11 protein-coding genes are annotated in these 15,926 nt (G+C 45.6%); 5 read left to right on the top strand and 6 right to left on the bottom strand.

Annotated elements, in window-relative coordinates:
• Positions 1 to 41 precede the first annotated feature (41 nt).
• On the top strand, positions 42 to 1,151 hold the full coding sequence (locus KDM92_RS04680; protein WP_212683222.1) for an AraC family transcriptional regulator: 1,110 nt from the start codon (positions 42 to 44) through the stop codon (positions 1,149 to 1,151).
• Between the two features lie 30 nt (positions 1,152 to 1,181).
• Here KDM92_RS04680 and KDM92_RS04675 read toward each other — a convergent pair whose 3' ends face one another.
• Positions 1,182 to 3,440 (bottom strand): penicillin acylase family protein, encoded by a 2,259-nt coding sequence (locus tag KDM92_RS04675; protein WP_230408170.1) that lies wholly within the window; start codon positions 3,438 to 3,440, stop codon positions 1,182 to 1,184.
• A 234-nt stretch (positions 3,441 to 3,674) separates the two neighbouring features.
• Here KDM92_RS04675 and KDM92_RS04670 point away from each other — a divergent pair, with 234 nt between their 5' ends.
• The 3 genes from KDM92_RS04670 (at position 3,675) to KDM92_RS04660 (ending at position 5,806) form a co-directional block, all read left to right on the top strand.
• Entirely contained in the window at positions 3,675 to 4,688 is a 1,014-nt protein-coding gene (locus tag KDM92_RS04670) for a TolB family protein (RefSeq protein ID WP_212683221.1), read from the top strand.
• Positions 4,689 to 4,915: 227 nt separating this feature from the next.
• Complete coding sequence (locus tag KDM92_RS04665) at positions 4,916 to 5,395, top strand: DMP19 family protein (RefSeq protein WP_212683220.1); 480 nt, start codon at positions 4,916 to 4,918, stop codon at positions 5,393 to 5,395.
• Between the two features lie 75 nt (positions 5,396 to 5,470).
• A complete protein-coding gene (locus tag KDM92_RS04660; protein WP_212683219.1) occupies positions 5,471 to 5,806 on the top strand; it encodes a hypothetical protein in 336 nt (111 codons plus the stop codon).
• A gap of 246 nt (positions 5,807 to 6,052) precedes the next feature.
• Here the strand turns inward: KDM92_RS04660 and KDM92_RS04655 are convergent, their stop codons facing one another.
• The 5 genes from KDM92_RS04655 to KDM92_RS04635 form a co-directional block, all read right to left on the bottom strand.
• Positions 6,053 to 8,233, bottom strand: a complete 2,181-nt coding sequence (locus tag KDM92_RS04655; protein ID WP_212683218.1) for a TonB-dependent receptor plug domain-containing protein — start codon at positions 8,231 to 8,233, stop codon at positions 6,053 to 6,055.
• Between the two features lie 179 nt (positions 8,234 to 8,412).
• Positions 8,413 to 9,168, bottom strand: a complete 756-nt coding sequence (locus tag KDM92_RS04650; RefSeq protein ID WP_212683217.1) for a LytR/AlgR family response regulator transcription factor — start codon at positions 9,166 to 9,168, stop codon at positions 8,413 to 8,415.
• 148 nt (positions 9,169 to 9,316) lie between these two features.
• Complete coding sequence (locus KDM92_RS04645; RefSeq protein WP_230408169.1) at positions 9,317 to 10,726, bottom strand: sensor histidine kinase; 1,410 nt, start codon at positions 10,724 to 10,726, stop codon at positions 9,317 to 9,319.
• A gap of 163 nt (positions 10,727 to 10,889) precedes the next feature.
• Positions 10,890 to 11,339 (bottom strand): response regulator, encoded by a 450-nt coding sequence (locus KDM92_RS04640; protein WP_212683216.1) that lies wholly within the window; start codon positions 11,337 to 11,339, stop codon positions 10,890 to 10,892.
• A gap of 121 nt (positions 11,340 to 11,460) precedes the next feature.
• The gene (locus KDM92_RS04635) at positions 11,461 to 13,944 is read right to left on the bottom strand and encodes an alpha/beta hydrolase family protein (protein ID WP_212683215.1); all 2,484 of its coding nucleotides are present in this window, start codon (positions 13,942 to 13,944) and stop codon (positions 11,461 to 11,463) included.
• A 343-nt stretch (positions 13,945 to 14,287) separates the two neighbouring features.
• Here KDM92_RS04635 and KDM92_RS04630 point away from each other — a divergent pair, with 343 nt between their 5' ends.
• Positions 14,288 to 15,919, top strand: coding sequence for an HD family phosphohydrolase (locus KDM92_RS04630; protein WP_212683214.1), 1,632 nt, complete (start codon positions 14,288 to 14,290; stop codon positions 15,917 to 15,919).
• Positions 15,920 to 15,926 lie beyond the last annotated feature (7 nt).

Raw genomic sequence — 15,926 nt, 5'->3', positions numbered from 1 at the left:
ATCGCACATGCATCGATGGCAGATCGTTTATCATGATCAATATGACATCAATTATCAGCCACATTCAAACTGCCAACGCCGTTTTATGCTTATTAATGGCAGTGCAATTACTCAGCATGTCGGCGATGCGCCCAACGCCAAAACGCTTACTTGCGCTCAATTGCTTGCTATATGCACATCAAAGTTTGGCCTTGGTAATTATCTTCAACAGCAACATAGGCCACAGCTTAAGTGGATTTGGTTTCACCCGACCACTATTTGCCATGCTACTCGGTCCTGCCTTGTATCTCTATTTTTCTTGTGTGCATCGCCAGCCTTCGCAAATCAAGCTAAGTGATGCAATCCACTTCTTGATTGGCATTCTCATTTTTGCCCTTTTGGTTTGGATCAAACCTTTGCGCGCCTTTATTGATCTTGCAATTACGAGCAGCTTTGTGATCTATTTTTGCTTGATCGCGCTACGAATGCGTGCTGGAAAGCGAGCGCTTGCTCACCTAGATAGTTATGCCGATCCAGCCTATCGCTGGTTGGTATGTTTGATGATCATGGCATTGATTAACATCACGCTTGAATTAGCGGTGAATTTAGAAATGCGTGGGGGTGTCAAATTACCCGAATCAACTTCCTTGCTAATTGCCAGTCTTGCTTTCTTTCTCATCAATATCACAATGATCGTGGCGGCACTCCGCCGCAGTGCGTGGCTAGAATGGATGTATCAATTTGGACAACAAACTCTGCAAGCCACGATCCAAGCAAACCCTAGTGCGATTGACCCGGAGCTTGCTCAACAGACCTTTGAACGCTGGCAAAATCTAGTCAAAACCGAACGACTACATCAACTTGAATTTGGCATTACTTTGGCGCAAGCAGCAAAAAAGTTACAAGTGCCAGCACGCCAATTATCGAATGCGATCAACCAAATTTACGGTCACAGCTTTTCGGTGTATTTGAATGATCAACGCATACAAGAAGCGCAAAAACGCTTAATTGAACATCCCGACATGAGCATCATCGATGTCATGCAAGCATCTGGCTTTAGTAGTAAATCCAATTTCAATAAAGAGTTTTTGCGCGTTTGTGGCACTTCACCTTCCGCATATCGCGACATGCACAGACAAGCTGCATCGACTGCGCCACACGAACCTGCCTAAATTCAGTGGCGCAGGCTATTTCAAAGCAGCCTATTTTTGCCCAGGGTGATAACGACGCTTCGTATGCTTGGCGATGTCTTCTGGATAAAACAACACGTCTTTAAATTCGCCTTTGCTGTACATCTCGCCTTGGTCATTAAAATGCGGCGACGCTGGATCACCGCTATTGCCACCTGCCAAAATACTCTTAGCCTGCACCCGCGGACCAAATGACACCGCGGCAACAAAGCTATTCCCACGATCACCATAAATGCGCTTGGTGGTTTGCTTGCCGACCATACCAAATGCGGCTAACGATCCCCAGTTACCCGAAGCAAACGCCACTGGCCAACTTGGTTTGTTGTCGTCATAAGTTGCCTGAGTATCGCCAGATAGGCGCTGAAAGCGATTGATTTCGCCCCACGGCGTTTGCCATTGTCCGAAATCATCTTGCAAACGCTGGCTTGCGCGCTTCAATGCTGCCAGCAGAGCAGGTGCCGAAACGCTAGGCAAGTAATCAACGATAGGAATGTTTTTATGCTTTGCTTCACCGCCATGCTGCAATACTAGGTCTTGTGCCCAGTAAATGGCGAGCGAAGTCGCGCTTGAATTTAAGGTAGCACGCATGTCCCAGCTACGCAGTGCTTGAATTTGTTCCGCAAGCATCGGATCTGGTTTGGCTTCATACGCTTTAAACAAAGGCGGTAACAATGATTCGAATGCAGTTAATTCGCTGTCGTACGCCAGTTTGATTAAACCGTTCAAGTCGAGATTTTTCGCGTCCTTTAACATCTTCACAGCATGTAAGCCGCGCGCATTTTCGCCGTTACTCCACATATAGCGCGGAAAATCTTGCACACGAGGGCTACTGCTTTCTGCCCCAACACCAGAAGCCGAGAATGGCCAGTTATTGGTATTTTGTATCCATCCGGTTGCTGGATTGAAAATCTGAATAATCTCTTTAACGGGATGCAATCCCTGCCAATCTGCAGAACGCAAACTGCCATCAACTGGTTTGGTCCAATCAAGCTGCGGGTTGCGGCGCGGCACAAAATTGCCGTGGAAGTAGGCGATATTGCCATCTCGATCAGCGTACACCGTGTTGTTCGATGAGTTCGCACGCAACTCCATCACTTTGGCAAAACCCGCATAATCGCGCGTCTTCGTACGCAAATATGATTGCATTAAAGCCTTGGTCGGCTCATTCATCAATTGCACCGCGATCCACTTTCCATTTGCTGAACGCACCACCGGACCATGATGACTAAAGTAAGTTTTAATCTTACGGTTCACCATGCCATTAAATGCTTTAAAAGGCAGCGTCTGCTCGACTACTTTGAGTGGGCGTAATTGCCCTTCATACAGATAAAAATACTTATCGCCCTTTTGCGTTACATTCAAAGCAAACTCATCAATCACATCCGCCGCATTTGACGTGTGCATCCAACCGTTGTATTGATTAAAACCTTGGTACACGAAAAACTGTCCCCACGTCACGGCACCATAGGCATTCAAACCTTGCCCACTCATGACATGCACTTCTGGGCGGAAATAAAATGAGGTGTGTGGATTAATCATGAGCATCGCTTGCCCATTCGCGGTACGCGATGGCGCAATCGCAAAACCGTTAGAACCGCGCGGCTCAGGTAAGCTTACTGGCTCTTGTTGCGCTAACAATTCCGGCTTATCACCGTATAAAGCCTCCAAATCTTTCAAGTTGATCGACTCAATATCGCCGCCAATACTACCCTCACTAAACGCTAAGGCCATCCACGGTTCAAAATGGCTGATCAAACGTGGCTTTACTTCAGGATGGGTATGCAGGTAATAATTCAAACCATCGGCAAAGGCGATCATCAGCTGCTTTAGCCATGCAGGACTTTTCGCGTATTGCTGCTTTAGCTGCGCGGGCTGGATAAATAACTTCATCCGCAAATCACGCCAAATTTCAACTTCACCTTCAACCTCTGCCAGACGCCCGAGAGCATTGATGTAATTGAGCTCGATGCGCTTAAAGTCATCCTCCGCCTGCGCGTACAAAAGACCAAACACCGCATCTGCATCACTCTTGCCCTGCACATGCGGAATCCCCCACTGATCGCGAGAAATCGTCACCTTTTTTGCAGTCGCTTGCCAACGAGCGCGGTCTTTTGCATCCGCAGCTGGGGCAATTGGCGCCATTGGGGCACTATGCGCAACGGCCAAACTACTAAAACCTGAGCCCAGCAACAAGCAGATTGCCAACATTTTTTTGTGGAACAAAAAGGTCTTCAAGCCTGTCTGAGAATTGTTTAAAACATGTAAGCGCATATCTTGTCCGTATTCAAGTTAAGCAGAAATATTCTGCGTGAAAGACTAACACAGCTAACATGCAATGCAGCAGAATAAGGCGAGCTCATAGAACAGTCTTGTCTCAATTAACTACCGCCATTGCATGATGAAGCACGAATAAGTTAGAGACTCACCGAGGATAGATGAAGTTCCCAAACTGCATAAAGTACATCGCATGCGTAACGCGATAGTCTAAATAGATAAAAAAAGAAGATGACTGGGCAGGTTACTGAGCAGATCGGGAAACAAACTGAACAAGGGCATTCAACCGAAACACGTAATCAAGGCGAAACGAGGTGCATCATGATCAAACTAGTTCGATATGGATTCTATCTATGGATGCTTATTTTTACGCATGCTATCGCAGCGCAAGCGCTTCCCGAAAAGTTCCAGCCCGGTCTGATATCGAATGGCGGTGTATTCGGCTTTACGCTCTCACCTGATGGCAAGACTGCATTATGGGTAGAATCCCAAGGCAAACGAGAAAAACTCGTGATCATGGAATCGCATCTTCAAAACGGTCAATGGTCGCAACCCAAAGTCGCGCCATTCTCAACTGACAAGGGAGAATGGAAAGACATCGACCCTATCTTTAGTCCCGATGGACAAACCGTACTATTTCAGTCAAACCGCCCTGTGAACACCAATTCAGCCTATCCAGCAAACCAAACAAGCAAACAAGAACCAAAAAAAGATTTTGATATCTGGGCGGTAAAACGAAACGCCATAGGCTGGAGCGAGGCTTTTCACATGGGTGATGTGATCAATACCCAAGCCTCAGAATCGTACGCATCTATCGCAAACAATGGCAACATCTACTTTATGAAAGACCATGAAAGCCAAGCTGGCAATTCTGATCTATTCGTCGCCAAGCTAATTGATGGAAGATACCAAAAACCAGTCAATCTAGGCGCACCAATCAACACCGAGCAGTTCAGAGAATCCAATCCATTTATCTCGCCTGATGAAGACTATCTCATCTATTTTTCTTCTGACACCGCTGGCCATGGCGAGGTAGATCTCTACATCAGCTTCAATGAAAAAGGACGATGGTCAAAACCAGTCAATTTAGGTTTACCGATCAACTCAACATTCGCCGAGTTCTGTCCGTTTGTACATCAAGGAAAATTGTATTTCACTCGCCAGAAAAAAGAAGCAGACAGAATGATTGAGGATGTTTACGTGGTCGATTTTGATCCTTATTCCTACAAAGCGCTGGTGAGATAAATATAGTGCTTATACCGAATCGCGTCCTTGACGCGATCTTGAAGCTTGGTAGAATGCAAAATGATTACAGTGACGGTTTTCATAGAAAATTTAACACTAATTAAATACGCAGTACATTCATGAAGATCCTTACTACAAAAGGGTTTTAAGAAATTTTTATGCGAACTGCTTCGGGTTTATTCTACGAACTGTCACGGAAAACACGTTGTGCATTGAGGAGATCAAGATTGAGATTCGCTGATTTTTTTGAAAATGATGAGCCAGCGTACGATGTTTTTAATGCTTGTCATCAGATTGTATTCGCTGAAAGTAATGGAAGCACGGAGTATTTAGAACGAATCGGACTAGAAGCGAGACTTGTATATTTGTTGTGGTGCTTTGATGGCGAAGTTCACAATGGAGGTTTTGATCAGTTATTCTTTAACTCTCTAGGCGATCATTGTCTCGAAATACTAGAGGGTTTGCGAAGAATACGCGCCAATAAATCAACGGAACTACTTGAAAAGGCACTAAGCTGGTTTCCCGAATCTATGCCTTCCAGTGACCGAGAAACAAGATGGAAACAACTAGAGCAATATGAGGATGATGAGAATTATGAATCAGGATTAGATGACCTTGATAAAGAATTTTACAAGTATGAGGATAATTTGGCGGAATTATTACATAACTTTGTTCGCTCTAATAAAGAGGCATCTGTATATGCATAACAAAACATTCGAGTTCACTCCACTTCGTCCCCACGGACTTGCAGGCGCGTGCCGCTCAATTTTGCGTTACGCCTTATGACAGAAACTGTCGCGACCTCTACTACCGAAAACAACGAACGCCTTCTTGCTAAGATCGAAGACCTTGGTGGTGGATACTGCTGGGATGCCGAAAATTTTGCAGTAACACTGATGAACGTTACAGTCGAGGATGCAGACGCGGCAATCCTTTGTGAGCTTGTTGGTGTTCAACAGATAGCACTCGACGCCTCACTGTTGTCTTTCCTTGCGCTTGAACGAATTGCTCAAATTCCAGGATTGCAATCGTTGATTCTAAATGTATCAAAAGTATCAGCTTCGGAACTTGATGTGCTGAAACGCTTCGTTCCCGAAGTTCTCGCGGTTGACGAATAAGGAATAGCATGACTTTAGAAAATGACGCGCGAATGGGTGCGCTCTAAATCGATTGATTTACAGGCGCAGTTGGTTCCTAGTAGTTTTGAATTTGCTTTGAACTATTTGAACAATCACGAAACACTTGTCGAACTCTGTTCTTTTGTACACCAAGGCAAATTGTATTTACCCGTCAGAAAAAAGAAGCTGACAGAATTTGTGAAATAAGCCGGGAACAAATGCAACAGCACACACCAACACCACAGCTTAAAAATTGTGTTCAAAATTCAGCCGCATCGTGCGATACGCGGCCTTTGTTTCTAACTTAGTAGTGGTGAATCTTCGGTCATAAAACTCAAAACCATCGGCGTAAGCGCGCTTTAATGCGTTATCAATGCTAAAGCGCAATTGCGTTTTCTTATCAAACTTCCAGACCCCATACATATCAAGATAAGTTTGGGCCTGATGTAATTGACGTTGACTCAAACTGACCATGAGTGGATTGCCGTCACGGTAACGCAAACTAGCGCCTAGGCTTAAGGGAATATCTTTCGCGGTGTAGTCGATATTTGTGTTTGCGCTCAAACTGATTGGTGTGAGACGATTGTCTGGTGGTGGTAAATTCGAGAGCGAAGTCCAGTTCTTCGACACGGCAAAACTGAAATTCAATTCAGGTGCGTTAGCAACAAATCGCTTCAAAGGAAACTGCGTATCGAAACTGAGGCTCTTACTAATTGCATGCCCAGCATTCACGTATTGCTTCCACCAATCATTGCCAATTTTAAGTATATCTTGTCGGTGTAAATCATCGATCTTACGAAAGACTGTCCGTAAGTTATAGTTCCATTTATCGGCACCGTTATGCTCATACGCAGCTTCAAATGACCACGCCAACTCCGGTCTGAGACGCGGGTTAGCTAGATCACTAGGATTTTCTATTGAATTATTAATGAGCTTGAATCCTGGATTGACCAATTGAAAGTTCGTTGGCGCGTTATAAGTTCGCGCAACACCAATACGTATGCGATCAGTATTTTCAGAATTTGATCGAGGTAACTGCCATAAAGTTTGTACAATCGGACTCCAAACATGGGCGTTAAAACGGCCAGAAATCAATTGATTTCCAGCGGTCTCTACCTGCACCGTCTCCCAACGCAAACCGATAGATGCGGAAGATGTTTTTTGAAAACGCCAATCATCTTGGGCAAAAAATGCTAAGCGCGACACGACCGAGCGAGTACGCTGATCATTGACTAACTGCGTCACAGTGCCACTACTACCAAGCTTACTATCGACACTCAAGCTGCGCTCATTCACTACCTGACTGCTGGCATTCCACCCAGCTACGACATCATGATTTTCAAATCCGGGCGCCCTTAATTTCAGAGTACTATCGACACCACCACTGCGACGAACTCGCTTGATATCTCGATCCAAAACTAAGGCCGCATCGTCGGTAAAGTGCAGTTGGTTCAAATAATTTTTTGTGTAGCCGCCATTCAAACCCAAGGTCAAATCAATATTCACATCCTTCCAAATGCGATCACCGATTCTTAATACGCTATTCGCTGATTTTGTATAGTCGTTGACGCGCACGTTTTCATGAGTAACCAGAAAAGCAGGGTCTTTTAGAAAGCGATAGTCCTCAGTAATCTCAACCGGAAAATTGTAAAACGCGAATCCAGAATCCAAACCAACATAAAAACCATCGGGTGCTTTATATTGGATTTTTGGATAGATACTGATCATCTTGCTTTTAAATTTGCTTTCAAAGCGTGTGTCATACTCGCTGACAACGATATTGTCAGAATCACGTGTGCGAACTGAAGAGCGTTTCGGTGGGCCGAAGGCGTTACGATCAATTCCTGCTGCAATCGATAAGGCATATGACAACTTGTCATGCGTTGCCGATCCTCGCCAATCCAGTTTAGCCGCAGGCAAATACGCATCACTTGCGCTTAACTTGATTTGTTGCTGTGCTTCACGCGGAACTTTTTTCAAAATAATGTTGATCGTTCCTGCGATTGCAGCACTACTGAATTCCGCATTACCGAGTCGATAGATTTCAACGCGGTCAATCATACTCATCGGAATATGGTCGATATTTGTACCGCGTAGCGGCTCACCATCGAGCAAAATTTGCGTGTACTGTCCACCCATGCCGGTCAATTGTATCGCGCCGTTATTCACAATCACACCGGGTACACGTTTGATCGCATCGGTAACAGTGGTATCACCAAAACGCATCAATTCGGCATTTTCCACAACCAGCTTTGACGAAGCATCGCGCTTTGCATTTTCAGTAGCTGACTTGGCTTTTACCTCAACTTGCTGAGCTTGTTGAACTTTTTGCTCGAGGTTTTGGGCTTGAATGTTCGAACTGAAACCCGCTAGTAGAGCGCAAACAAGATTGACTGGAAGCTGGTTTGTACCAAGAGTTTTTTTCATCTGATCAAGCTCATTTTCCTTGCGCACCAATGACGAGAAAAACGATATATAGAGCGATAAAAGTCACGCCTAAAATACGCCATGCATAGTTCGAAACGTTTTTCTTATTTGAAGTCATCAGAATTGTGAATTCAACAAACTGCCTTCGTCCAACGAGGATAAATCCTAAACTCCGCTTGTTACATAGGCTTAAACCGCCAAGCATAGGCCTGACTTACTTTTAAAACTTCTTTGCTGCCGCGTAATTCAACCGTGACCTTGCCTAGTTCGTCGCGATGTGCTTTAGCGATGGCGTCGGCGCGGACGACGACGCTGCGGTGTATTTGCCAGAACACCTCTGGATCGAGTCCTTCGATAATTTCTTTTAAGGGCTTGCGCACATGGGCTTCATCGTCGGTACATACGACACGGGTATATTTTTCGTCCGAGGTGAAAAATAGGATTTTATCGATAGGGAACATCTTGATCGTATCGCCGACGCTGGCGCTAATCCAACGTATGCGTTCGACATTTTGTGGCCGTAGTCGCTTGTCTAATTCTTGCATCAGACTACTTAAATCTGTTGGTGTGGCTTTGACTTCTAAGCGGGCTTTGAGCCTTGCGATGGCATCGACTAGGCGTTCTCGTGAAATCGGTTTGAGCAAATAATCAATCGCGCCTGCCGAGAATGCCTCCAGCGCATGATTATCGTAAGCAGTGGTAAACACCGCATGACAACGGCCTTTGGTCGCATTGGCAACATCGAGACCTGTCATGCCTGGCATGCGAATATCAAGAAATGCAATGTCAGGATGATGCTGATGGATTGCTTCTAAGGCGTCGGCGCCATGTTCGCATTCGGCGATGATGTCGAGTTCGGGCCACAAGTCGTTTAGCATGCGGCGTAAGTCTTTGCGCGGTAAATCTTCGTCGTCGGCAATAATCGCTGTGGTCATAGTTATCCTTATTCTTGTATCTCGATGCTATTTTTAAATAGTTTTTTTACGTTTTACATTATCAATGAATTTCTACTGCCTAAGCAATTAAATACTTCGCGAAGGACGCGCTCAATTAGCGTCGCGCAAAAACTCAATGAAGTTACCGCTAAGCGATCAAAGGAATAACAATGCTGGCAATCACACCACCTTCAGGTCGTGCTTTTAAAGTGAGCTTCGCTTTATCGCCATACATGGATTCTAGACGTTCACGGATATTGGCTAGACCGATACCGGAACCAGAAGTAGTGCCGCCAAAACCCACACCGTTATCGCTCACTGATACTTCTAATTTTTCTTCATCACCATCGTCAAAATAGCGCGCATTGACAGCAACATGAACCGGGCCAATTTTTGGTTCTATGCCATGTTTAATCGCGTTTTCAACTAAAGAGATCAAAAGCAAAGGTGGGAAGGCCGCGTCTTTTAATTCTGATTCAACGCTATAACTAAGGCGCGGGATTCTGGCCTGCATTAAGCCTAGATAGGCGCGCGCAGCCTCTAGTTGTTTGGCTAAGCGACCTTGTTCGCTTGTGCCATCACCGCGCATTTGTGGAATGGTTGAACGTAAATAATCCACCAAATGATCGACGATCGCGGTAGCACGCAACGGTTCCGTCAAGATCGCTGAGCGTACGCCTGCCAAAGTATTGAATAAGAAATGTGGTTCGACTTGGGCAACCAATACGGATAAGCGCAACTCGGCTTCGCGACGCGCGTCTTGCGCGCGTTTTAATTCTTGTTGACGTAATGCCTCTGCAAGACGCTTACGTTGGCGGAAGAAAAACCATAAGTCGAAACCACTCGCGGTATAAATAATTAAAAATGCGATAGGGAAGGAACCAATGATCAATTGAATTAACTTGTCCAGCTTGACACTGTCGTTGTCCACGGGTTTTTCCTTAGTTTCAGGCTTTGCCACGCTCGCTGAATTTGCCTCGCTCTTTGTCGAGGAAGCTGCAGAAGTTTCAGCTGGAACGGAGGCAGGTGTTTGCGCTGAAGCTGAAGCCGCATCCGCCGTCGCTGATGCACTTGGTTGTTGATGATCCGCGTTGCTCTTTTTGTTTTTTGAAACGACTTTGTAATTCGCATCGCCATAGATCACAAACTTTGCCAAGTTATCTGTCGCCTGCGCAACGCCATAACTAATCGCGACGCCTGAAAGCAAGGCTACGCACAATAAGATCGTCTCTTTACGACTCGCAAAATTCTTTTGTCTCACCCACACCGCCATTGCTTGACCAACGGTCGTCAAGCTAAGCGCCGCCAACATCACTGGTACCATGGTAACGGCATAGACTTTCCAATCCCCCTTGGTGACCGCAGCAATCACCGTCACCAAAGCGGCGATAAAAATATAGACGCCAACAAAGGCAACGGTACGATAGCGAAACCACGTCTTCGAAAAGACCGGGAAGTTACGATAGCGATTTAACCAAGTATCACTTTGAATCGATACTTCTGACGGTAGAGCTTGTTCAGACATAGCAGGTTGGGTGGGAATTGATGACGGATTCATGACGCCTCCTTATTGATAACATCTACTATAAGTGAGTGCTGAATGCAGAAGTAAAGTTGCGATGAAATCGATTATGGCTAGACAAAAGCTGCCGTTCGGAAGATGAAATCAAAAGTTCAAATCGAACTAAACAAAGTGCTAGTTCAGACCAAACAAAGCCCATTTAAGCTGGACTACTTGGTGGATCACCAGCGCTAGCCGGTGTCTCTGAACTTGATTCGGCTTGCTGCTTTGAACGAGCCTGGCCAGCGATACGCAATATCGTATTACGAATGGATGTTAGCACCGCTGTAGTATTGAATGGTTTCACAATAAAACCAACAACGCCGCGACTTTGTGCGGCAGTGATCATTTCTGCATCCATCTTTGCGGACACCAGAAAAATCAGAGCTTTTGGTAATTGCGCTCGCACATTGTCTAACAAGGCAAGTCCGGTTTGATCTGCTTCACCGATATCCATACAGACAATTTGCGGTTGCAGTTTCACCATTTTGGCGAGATTGACTGAACTATGATTGCCATCACCAATGACTTCATGCCCGCCATTCATCAGCACCGAGCTCAACAAATTGCGCGCAACGGCTTGATTGTCGAGAATATAAACTTTTAACATGGTGAACTAAAGAGAGAATAAGTTGAGTTCATCATAATGGAAAACCTCGTGCTTGTATTCACAAAAGCGGCGAAATCCTAAGATTCGCAACAAGCTTCACCACAAGCCTCCGAGGATTTCATTATTTTGCGGCTGGCTTTGCGTTCTTTACATAACGATTGAGCCATTGGTCTTGTTCCCAAAGCATGTGCATTAAGGATTCTCTCGATCGATAAAAATGACTCTCGTGCGGTAGCATGACCAAGCGTGATGGCGTTCCCAAACCTTGCAAAGCTTGATACATACGCTCACTCTGCATCGGGAAAGTACCGGGATTATTATCGTCTTCGCCATGAATCAAGAGCAAAGGCGCATCAATATCGTCGGCATAATTAAACGGTGACATTTCTTTATAGGTGTTAAATGCGCGCCAATAATTACGATCTTCTGATTGAAAGCCAAATGGCGTCAAACTGCGGTTATAAGCGCCAGAACGCGCAATGCCGGCTTTGAACAAACTGGTATGCGCCAACAAATTGGCCGCCATGAAAGCACCATAACTATGACCGCCAATCGCGATCCGATGACGATCAGCGACCCCCAATTTCACTACTTCATCCACCGCTGCTTGGGCGTTCATTTTGAGTTGTTCGATAAAGGTATCGTTTGGTTCTTTGCGCCCTTCACCAATAATCGGCATAGAAAAACCATCTAAAACCGTGTATCCACGTGCCAGCATCACTTGTGGACCTTGCACATTGATACGATTAAATTTATACATGGAGCCGCTAACCTGACCAGCACTTTCGGCAGATTTGAATTCGCGTGGATACGCCCACATCAACATCGGTCGAGGGCCATCACGTTTTTCATCGTAACCTGGCGGTAAATAAAGTGTTGCGCTTAGACTCACGCCGTCTTCGCGTTCGTAATGAATTTGGCGTTTCTGGATGCCACGAAATTTAGGTGTTGGATGCGGATAATTGGTCAATGCTTTCGGCGCAGCGGTGCCTGCCAAATTACGCAAGAATAGATTCGGTCTTTCATCTGCTGCTTCGCGACTGGTAATGATTTGATGACCTTGATCATCTAACACGCCTAATACTTCTTCGTAATAGGGCGCTTTCGAACGCCATAAACGAATCACTTTTTCTGTAGGAATATAGTAACGATCAAGGAATGGTCGATCACCTTCTGGGCTAGCACCAACACCCGTCAAAAACATCGATTGCTCATCAGAGGTGAGGCGAATTACCGAGCGACCATATTGATTTAATTCCATTACCGGTGAGCCAGGATTGCTGTACTGATCTTCGGTTTTTCGGTGAAACAATAAGTCTGGCTTGGTAAAAGGCGCACCCGGTTGTATCCGCCAAGTGCGCGTTTCTCGGGTTTTAGCGGAACTCTCGGTGACCAAAGCGACATGATCATTACCCCACAAAACTTGGTTAAAGCGCCAAGGCATTTCCATCAACTTTTGTGGAGCACCGCCAAACGGAACACCGTGCTGCCACAATACGTCAGAAATGCGAGCATTCGCGTCGGCTTCTACACCATGTGCTTCAAGCCAATACAAGGTCGCAGGCTGATCATTACGCCAAGCAAAATTACGTGGACCGGCTTGTACTGCATCGCTAGCGCTTGGTAGACGTTCACGCATCACCACATCGGCGACGGTTTTGAGTTTCTTGCCGTCGATGCTCCAAACTTCAATCAAGTGACCAAATCGCTCCCACGGCAATTGATAGGAGTACGGGCGTTTCAATTGCGTTGTAAGTACCCACTTGCCATCTGGTGATGCTAGGACTTTGGATAAAGTCATAACAGGACCAAAACGACGTACCGATCCATCGATATGTACCACGGCTAATTGGGTTTGCAATTGCCAATCCAGCATATCGGCATCATGCGCATTTTTTAACAAATCTGGATAAGTACGTGTCTGCGCCAATTTGCCGCCACGGGTTTCTTGCATATTTGGGCCAATCGGCACGCGAGGTTCAATCGGTGCTGGCTTTTGCGAGCGTGGTAATAGTCTAACCAGTAATTGATCACTGCCGTTTAACCATGAAAAACCGGCGCCCATTACTGCATTCAGTTTCTCGTAAATCAATGGACGAGCCGTCGCTTGTTTCACATCGAGCAACCACAACTCCACGCCATTGCGCGCCCAGACGCTAAATGCCAACCATTTCTCGTCAGCAGACCAAGCCATATCGGCAATTTTGATCTTGCTTGGCAAACCCGTCACCTTACGAATTTTGCCGCTAGGGATATCTAATAAACTCAAACCGTCACTAAAACCACTACGCGATGCAGCACGCAATTTGGGATGTATGCGCAGTCCTGCTAGCTTTAATTCGGGTTGCGCAATCTCGGCAATACTTGGTAGGCCAGGAATATTGACTAACAAACCCGTCTTATTTTTTGGCCCAAGCCGAAACTCGGGACCACGCGGTGCATCCACCAAAGATTGCAGTTCAGCAGATGGCAATTGATAGCGACTATCGCTGGCAATAGCGGGGGCAAGCAAACCAAGGCTGAAACTGATTCCTAGGCTGACAAGCAAACCAACAAGTGAGTTGCTAGCAAACACACCGCCACGCTGGGTAAATCTTGACGACATGACTTCGTCCTTATGAATTCATCAAATAGCGTATGCGGCGTTCCTTCACATTCGCGCTACATACCGAAAAGCAGGCATTATAAAGACAAAAGCAGGCATATTCTCGCAGGGTGGGCGAACTAGCGGTCAGCGGGAAATCCCTAGCACATTAAAAATTTCATTTTCTACATCCCTATTTCCTATACTTATTAAACGCACAAAAACGCAGACAGTCTGTTGTTTTGCGATGAATTCCAAGACGAAAATACGCTCTTTGAAATGCTTTATTGGCATTTCCAAAGTAGACTAGAACGCTGATTAACCATGCAAAAAGGGCGAGCATTTGCCCAAGACGATAGAAATCATGTCTGAACTCACTCAGTTACAAATCGCGCAAAGATTGCAGCACTTGACCGAACTCAGTCTAGCTCTGAATGGTCTGGCAGATACGAATTCCTTACTGGAGCGAATTCTGCAAACTGCAAAAAAGTTGACCAATGCGGACGGCGGCACCCTGTATCGCATAGACAAAACGAAAACACAGCTTGATTTTGACATCGCGATCAATGACAGTTTGCATATTCATGTCGGCGGTTCGCAGCCGCGTAGTACCGATATGCGGGCGATCCCGTTATTCGATGAAAACGGCCAACAAAACTTGCAAGCGGTGGTCGCCTATGCAGCGAACTTGAAGCAATCAATACGTATTGCGGATGTCTATGCGGCGGATTTATTTAGTTTTTCTGAGATGCGACGCTTTGACGAACGCAATCACTATCACTGTCAATCCTTATTGACGGTGCCTATGCTCAATCACGAATCTGAATTAATTGGGGTTTTACAGTTAATCAATGCTACTGACCCGACAAACCAGCAAATCATTCCGTTTAGTGAAACCGATCAAAGCTTTATTGAGGCACTCGCCTCACAAGCCGCGATTGCACTGAGCAACCAAGAATTAATTTATCAGCTAGAAAACTTGTTTGAATCCTTGGTCAATTTGATCAATATTGGGATCGACGAAAAGTCACCGAATACCGGACGCCATTGCCAACATGTACCCGAGCTAACCATGATGCTAGCCGAAGCTGTGCATCGTAGCGAATTGGCCGTGTTCAAAGATTTTAAGATGAGTGAACGCGATCGTCGCGAATTATGGATGGCAGGCCTATTGCACGATTGCGGAAAAATCACAACGCCGGTTCATGTGATTGAAAAATCCACCAAATTAGAAACCATTTTTGACCGCATTCACTTGATCGATGCGCGCTTTGAGATTCTAAGACGCGATATAGAAATTCGTTATCTCAAAATGGCTGCGGAACAGCCTGGCAATCAACATAAGTTCATGACCGAAATGCAGCAAGCCTTGGCACAAGTCGAACTCGACCGCGCCTTTTTGCGTCATGCCAATATTGGTGGTGAACGCATGCGCGATGAAGATCAAGAGCGGGTACAAGAGATAGCCAAACAAAGTTGGATCGATAGTCATGGCGTACAACAGCATTTACTCAACAATGATGAAGTTGAGAATCTCACCATCAAAGCGGGAACCTTAACCTCAGAAGAACGCAAGATTATCAATAACCACATCGCCGTCACGATCCGAATGTTAGAAGCGTTGCCTTGGCCTAAACATTTAAAAAATGTACCCGAGTTTGCGGGTGGCCATCATGAACGCATGGATGGCAAAGGATATCCGCGCGGCTTAACTGGCGAACAAATGTCCGTACAAGCCCGAATTATGGCGATCGCTGATATTTTTGAAGCCTTGTCCGCCAAAGACCGTCCTTATAAAACTGGAAAAACTCTGACTGAATCTTTAGATATTCTTGGCAAATTTAGCCTAAATGGACACATCGACCCTGATCTGTTTCACGTTTTTGTCAAAGAAAAAGTGTATTTGGAATATGCGAAAAAATTCATGGATAGCGCACAAATTGACGAAGTCGATGAAAGCAAAATTCCCGGTTACCACCTAGCGATTCCCACTTAAGTCAGAA

Origin of the sequence: Affinundibacterium baiyunense (assembly GCF_018139645.1) — a bacterium.
GTDB lineage: Bacteria > Pseudomonadota > Gammaproteobacteria > Burkholderiales > Burkholderiaceae_D > Undibacterium > Undibacterium baiyunense.
This window is presented reverse-complemented; position numbering and strand designations above follow the sequence as displayed.

Coding starts and splice junctions, on each gene's coding strand:
- KDM92_RS04655 (WP_212683218.1), bottom strand. CDS start 8,233: ATGAAAAAAACTCTTGGTACAAACCAGCTTCCAGTCAATCTTGTTTGC.
- KDM92_RS04630 (WP_212683214.1), top strand. CDS start 14,288: ATGTCTGAACTCACTCAGTTACAAATCGCGCAAAGATTGCAGCACTTG.
- KDM92_RS04680 (WP_212683222.1), top strand. CDS start 42: ATGACATCAATTATCAGCCACATTCAAACTGCCAACGCCGTTTTATGC.
- KDM92_RS04635 (WP_212683215.1), bottom strand. CDS start 13,944: ATGTCGTCAAGATTTACCCAGCGTGGCGGTGTGTTTGCTAGCAACTCA.
- KDM92_RS04650 (WP_212683217.1), bottom strand. CDS start 9,168: ATGACCACAGCGATTATTGCCGACGACGAAGATTTACCGCGCAAAGAC.
- KDM92_RS04640 (WP_212683216.1), bottom strand. CDS start 11,339: ATGTTAAAAGTTTATATTCTCGACAATCAAGCCGTTGCGCGCAATTTG.
- KDM92_RS04670 (WP_212683221.1), top strand. CDS start 3,675: ATGACTGGGCAGGTTACTGAGCAGATCGGGAAACAAACTGAACAAGGG.
- KDM92_RS04660 (WP_212683219.1), top strand. CDS start 5,471: ATGACAGAAACTGTCGCGACCTCTACTACCGAAAACAACGAACGCCTT.
- KDM92_RS04675 (WP_230408170.1), bottom strand. CDS start 3,440: ATGCGCTTACATGTTTTAAACAATTCTCAGACAGGCTTGAAGACCTTT.
- KDM92_RS04645 (WP_230408169.1), bottom strand. CDS start 10,726: ATGAATCCGTCATCAATTCCCACCCAACCTGCTATGTCTGAACAAGCT.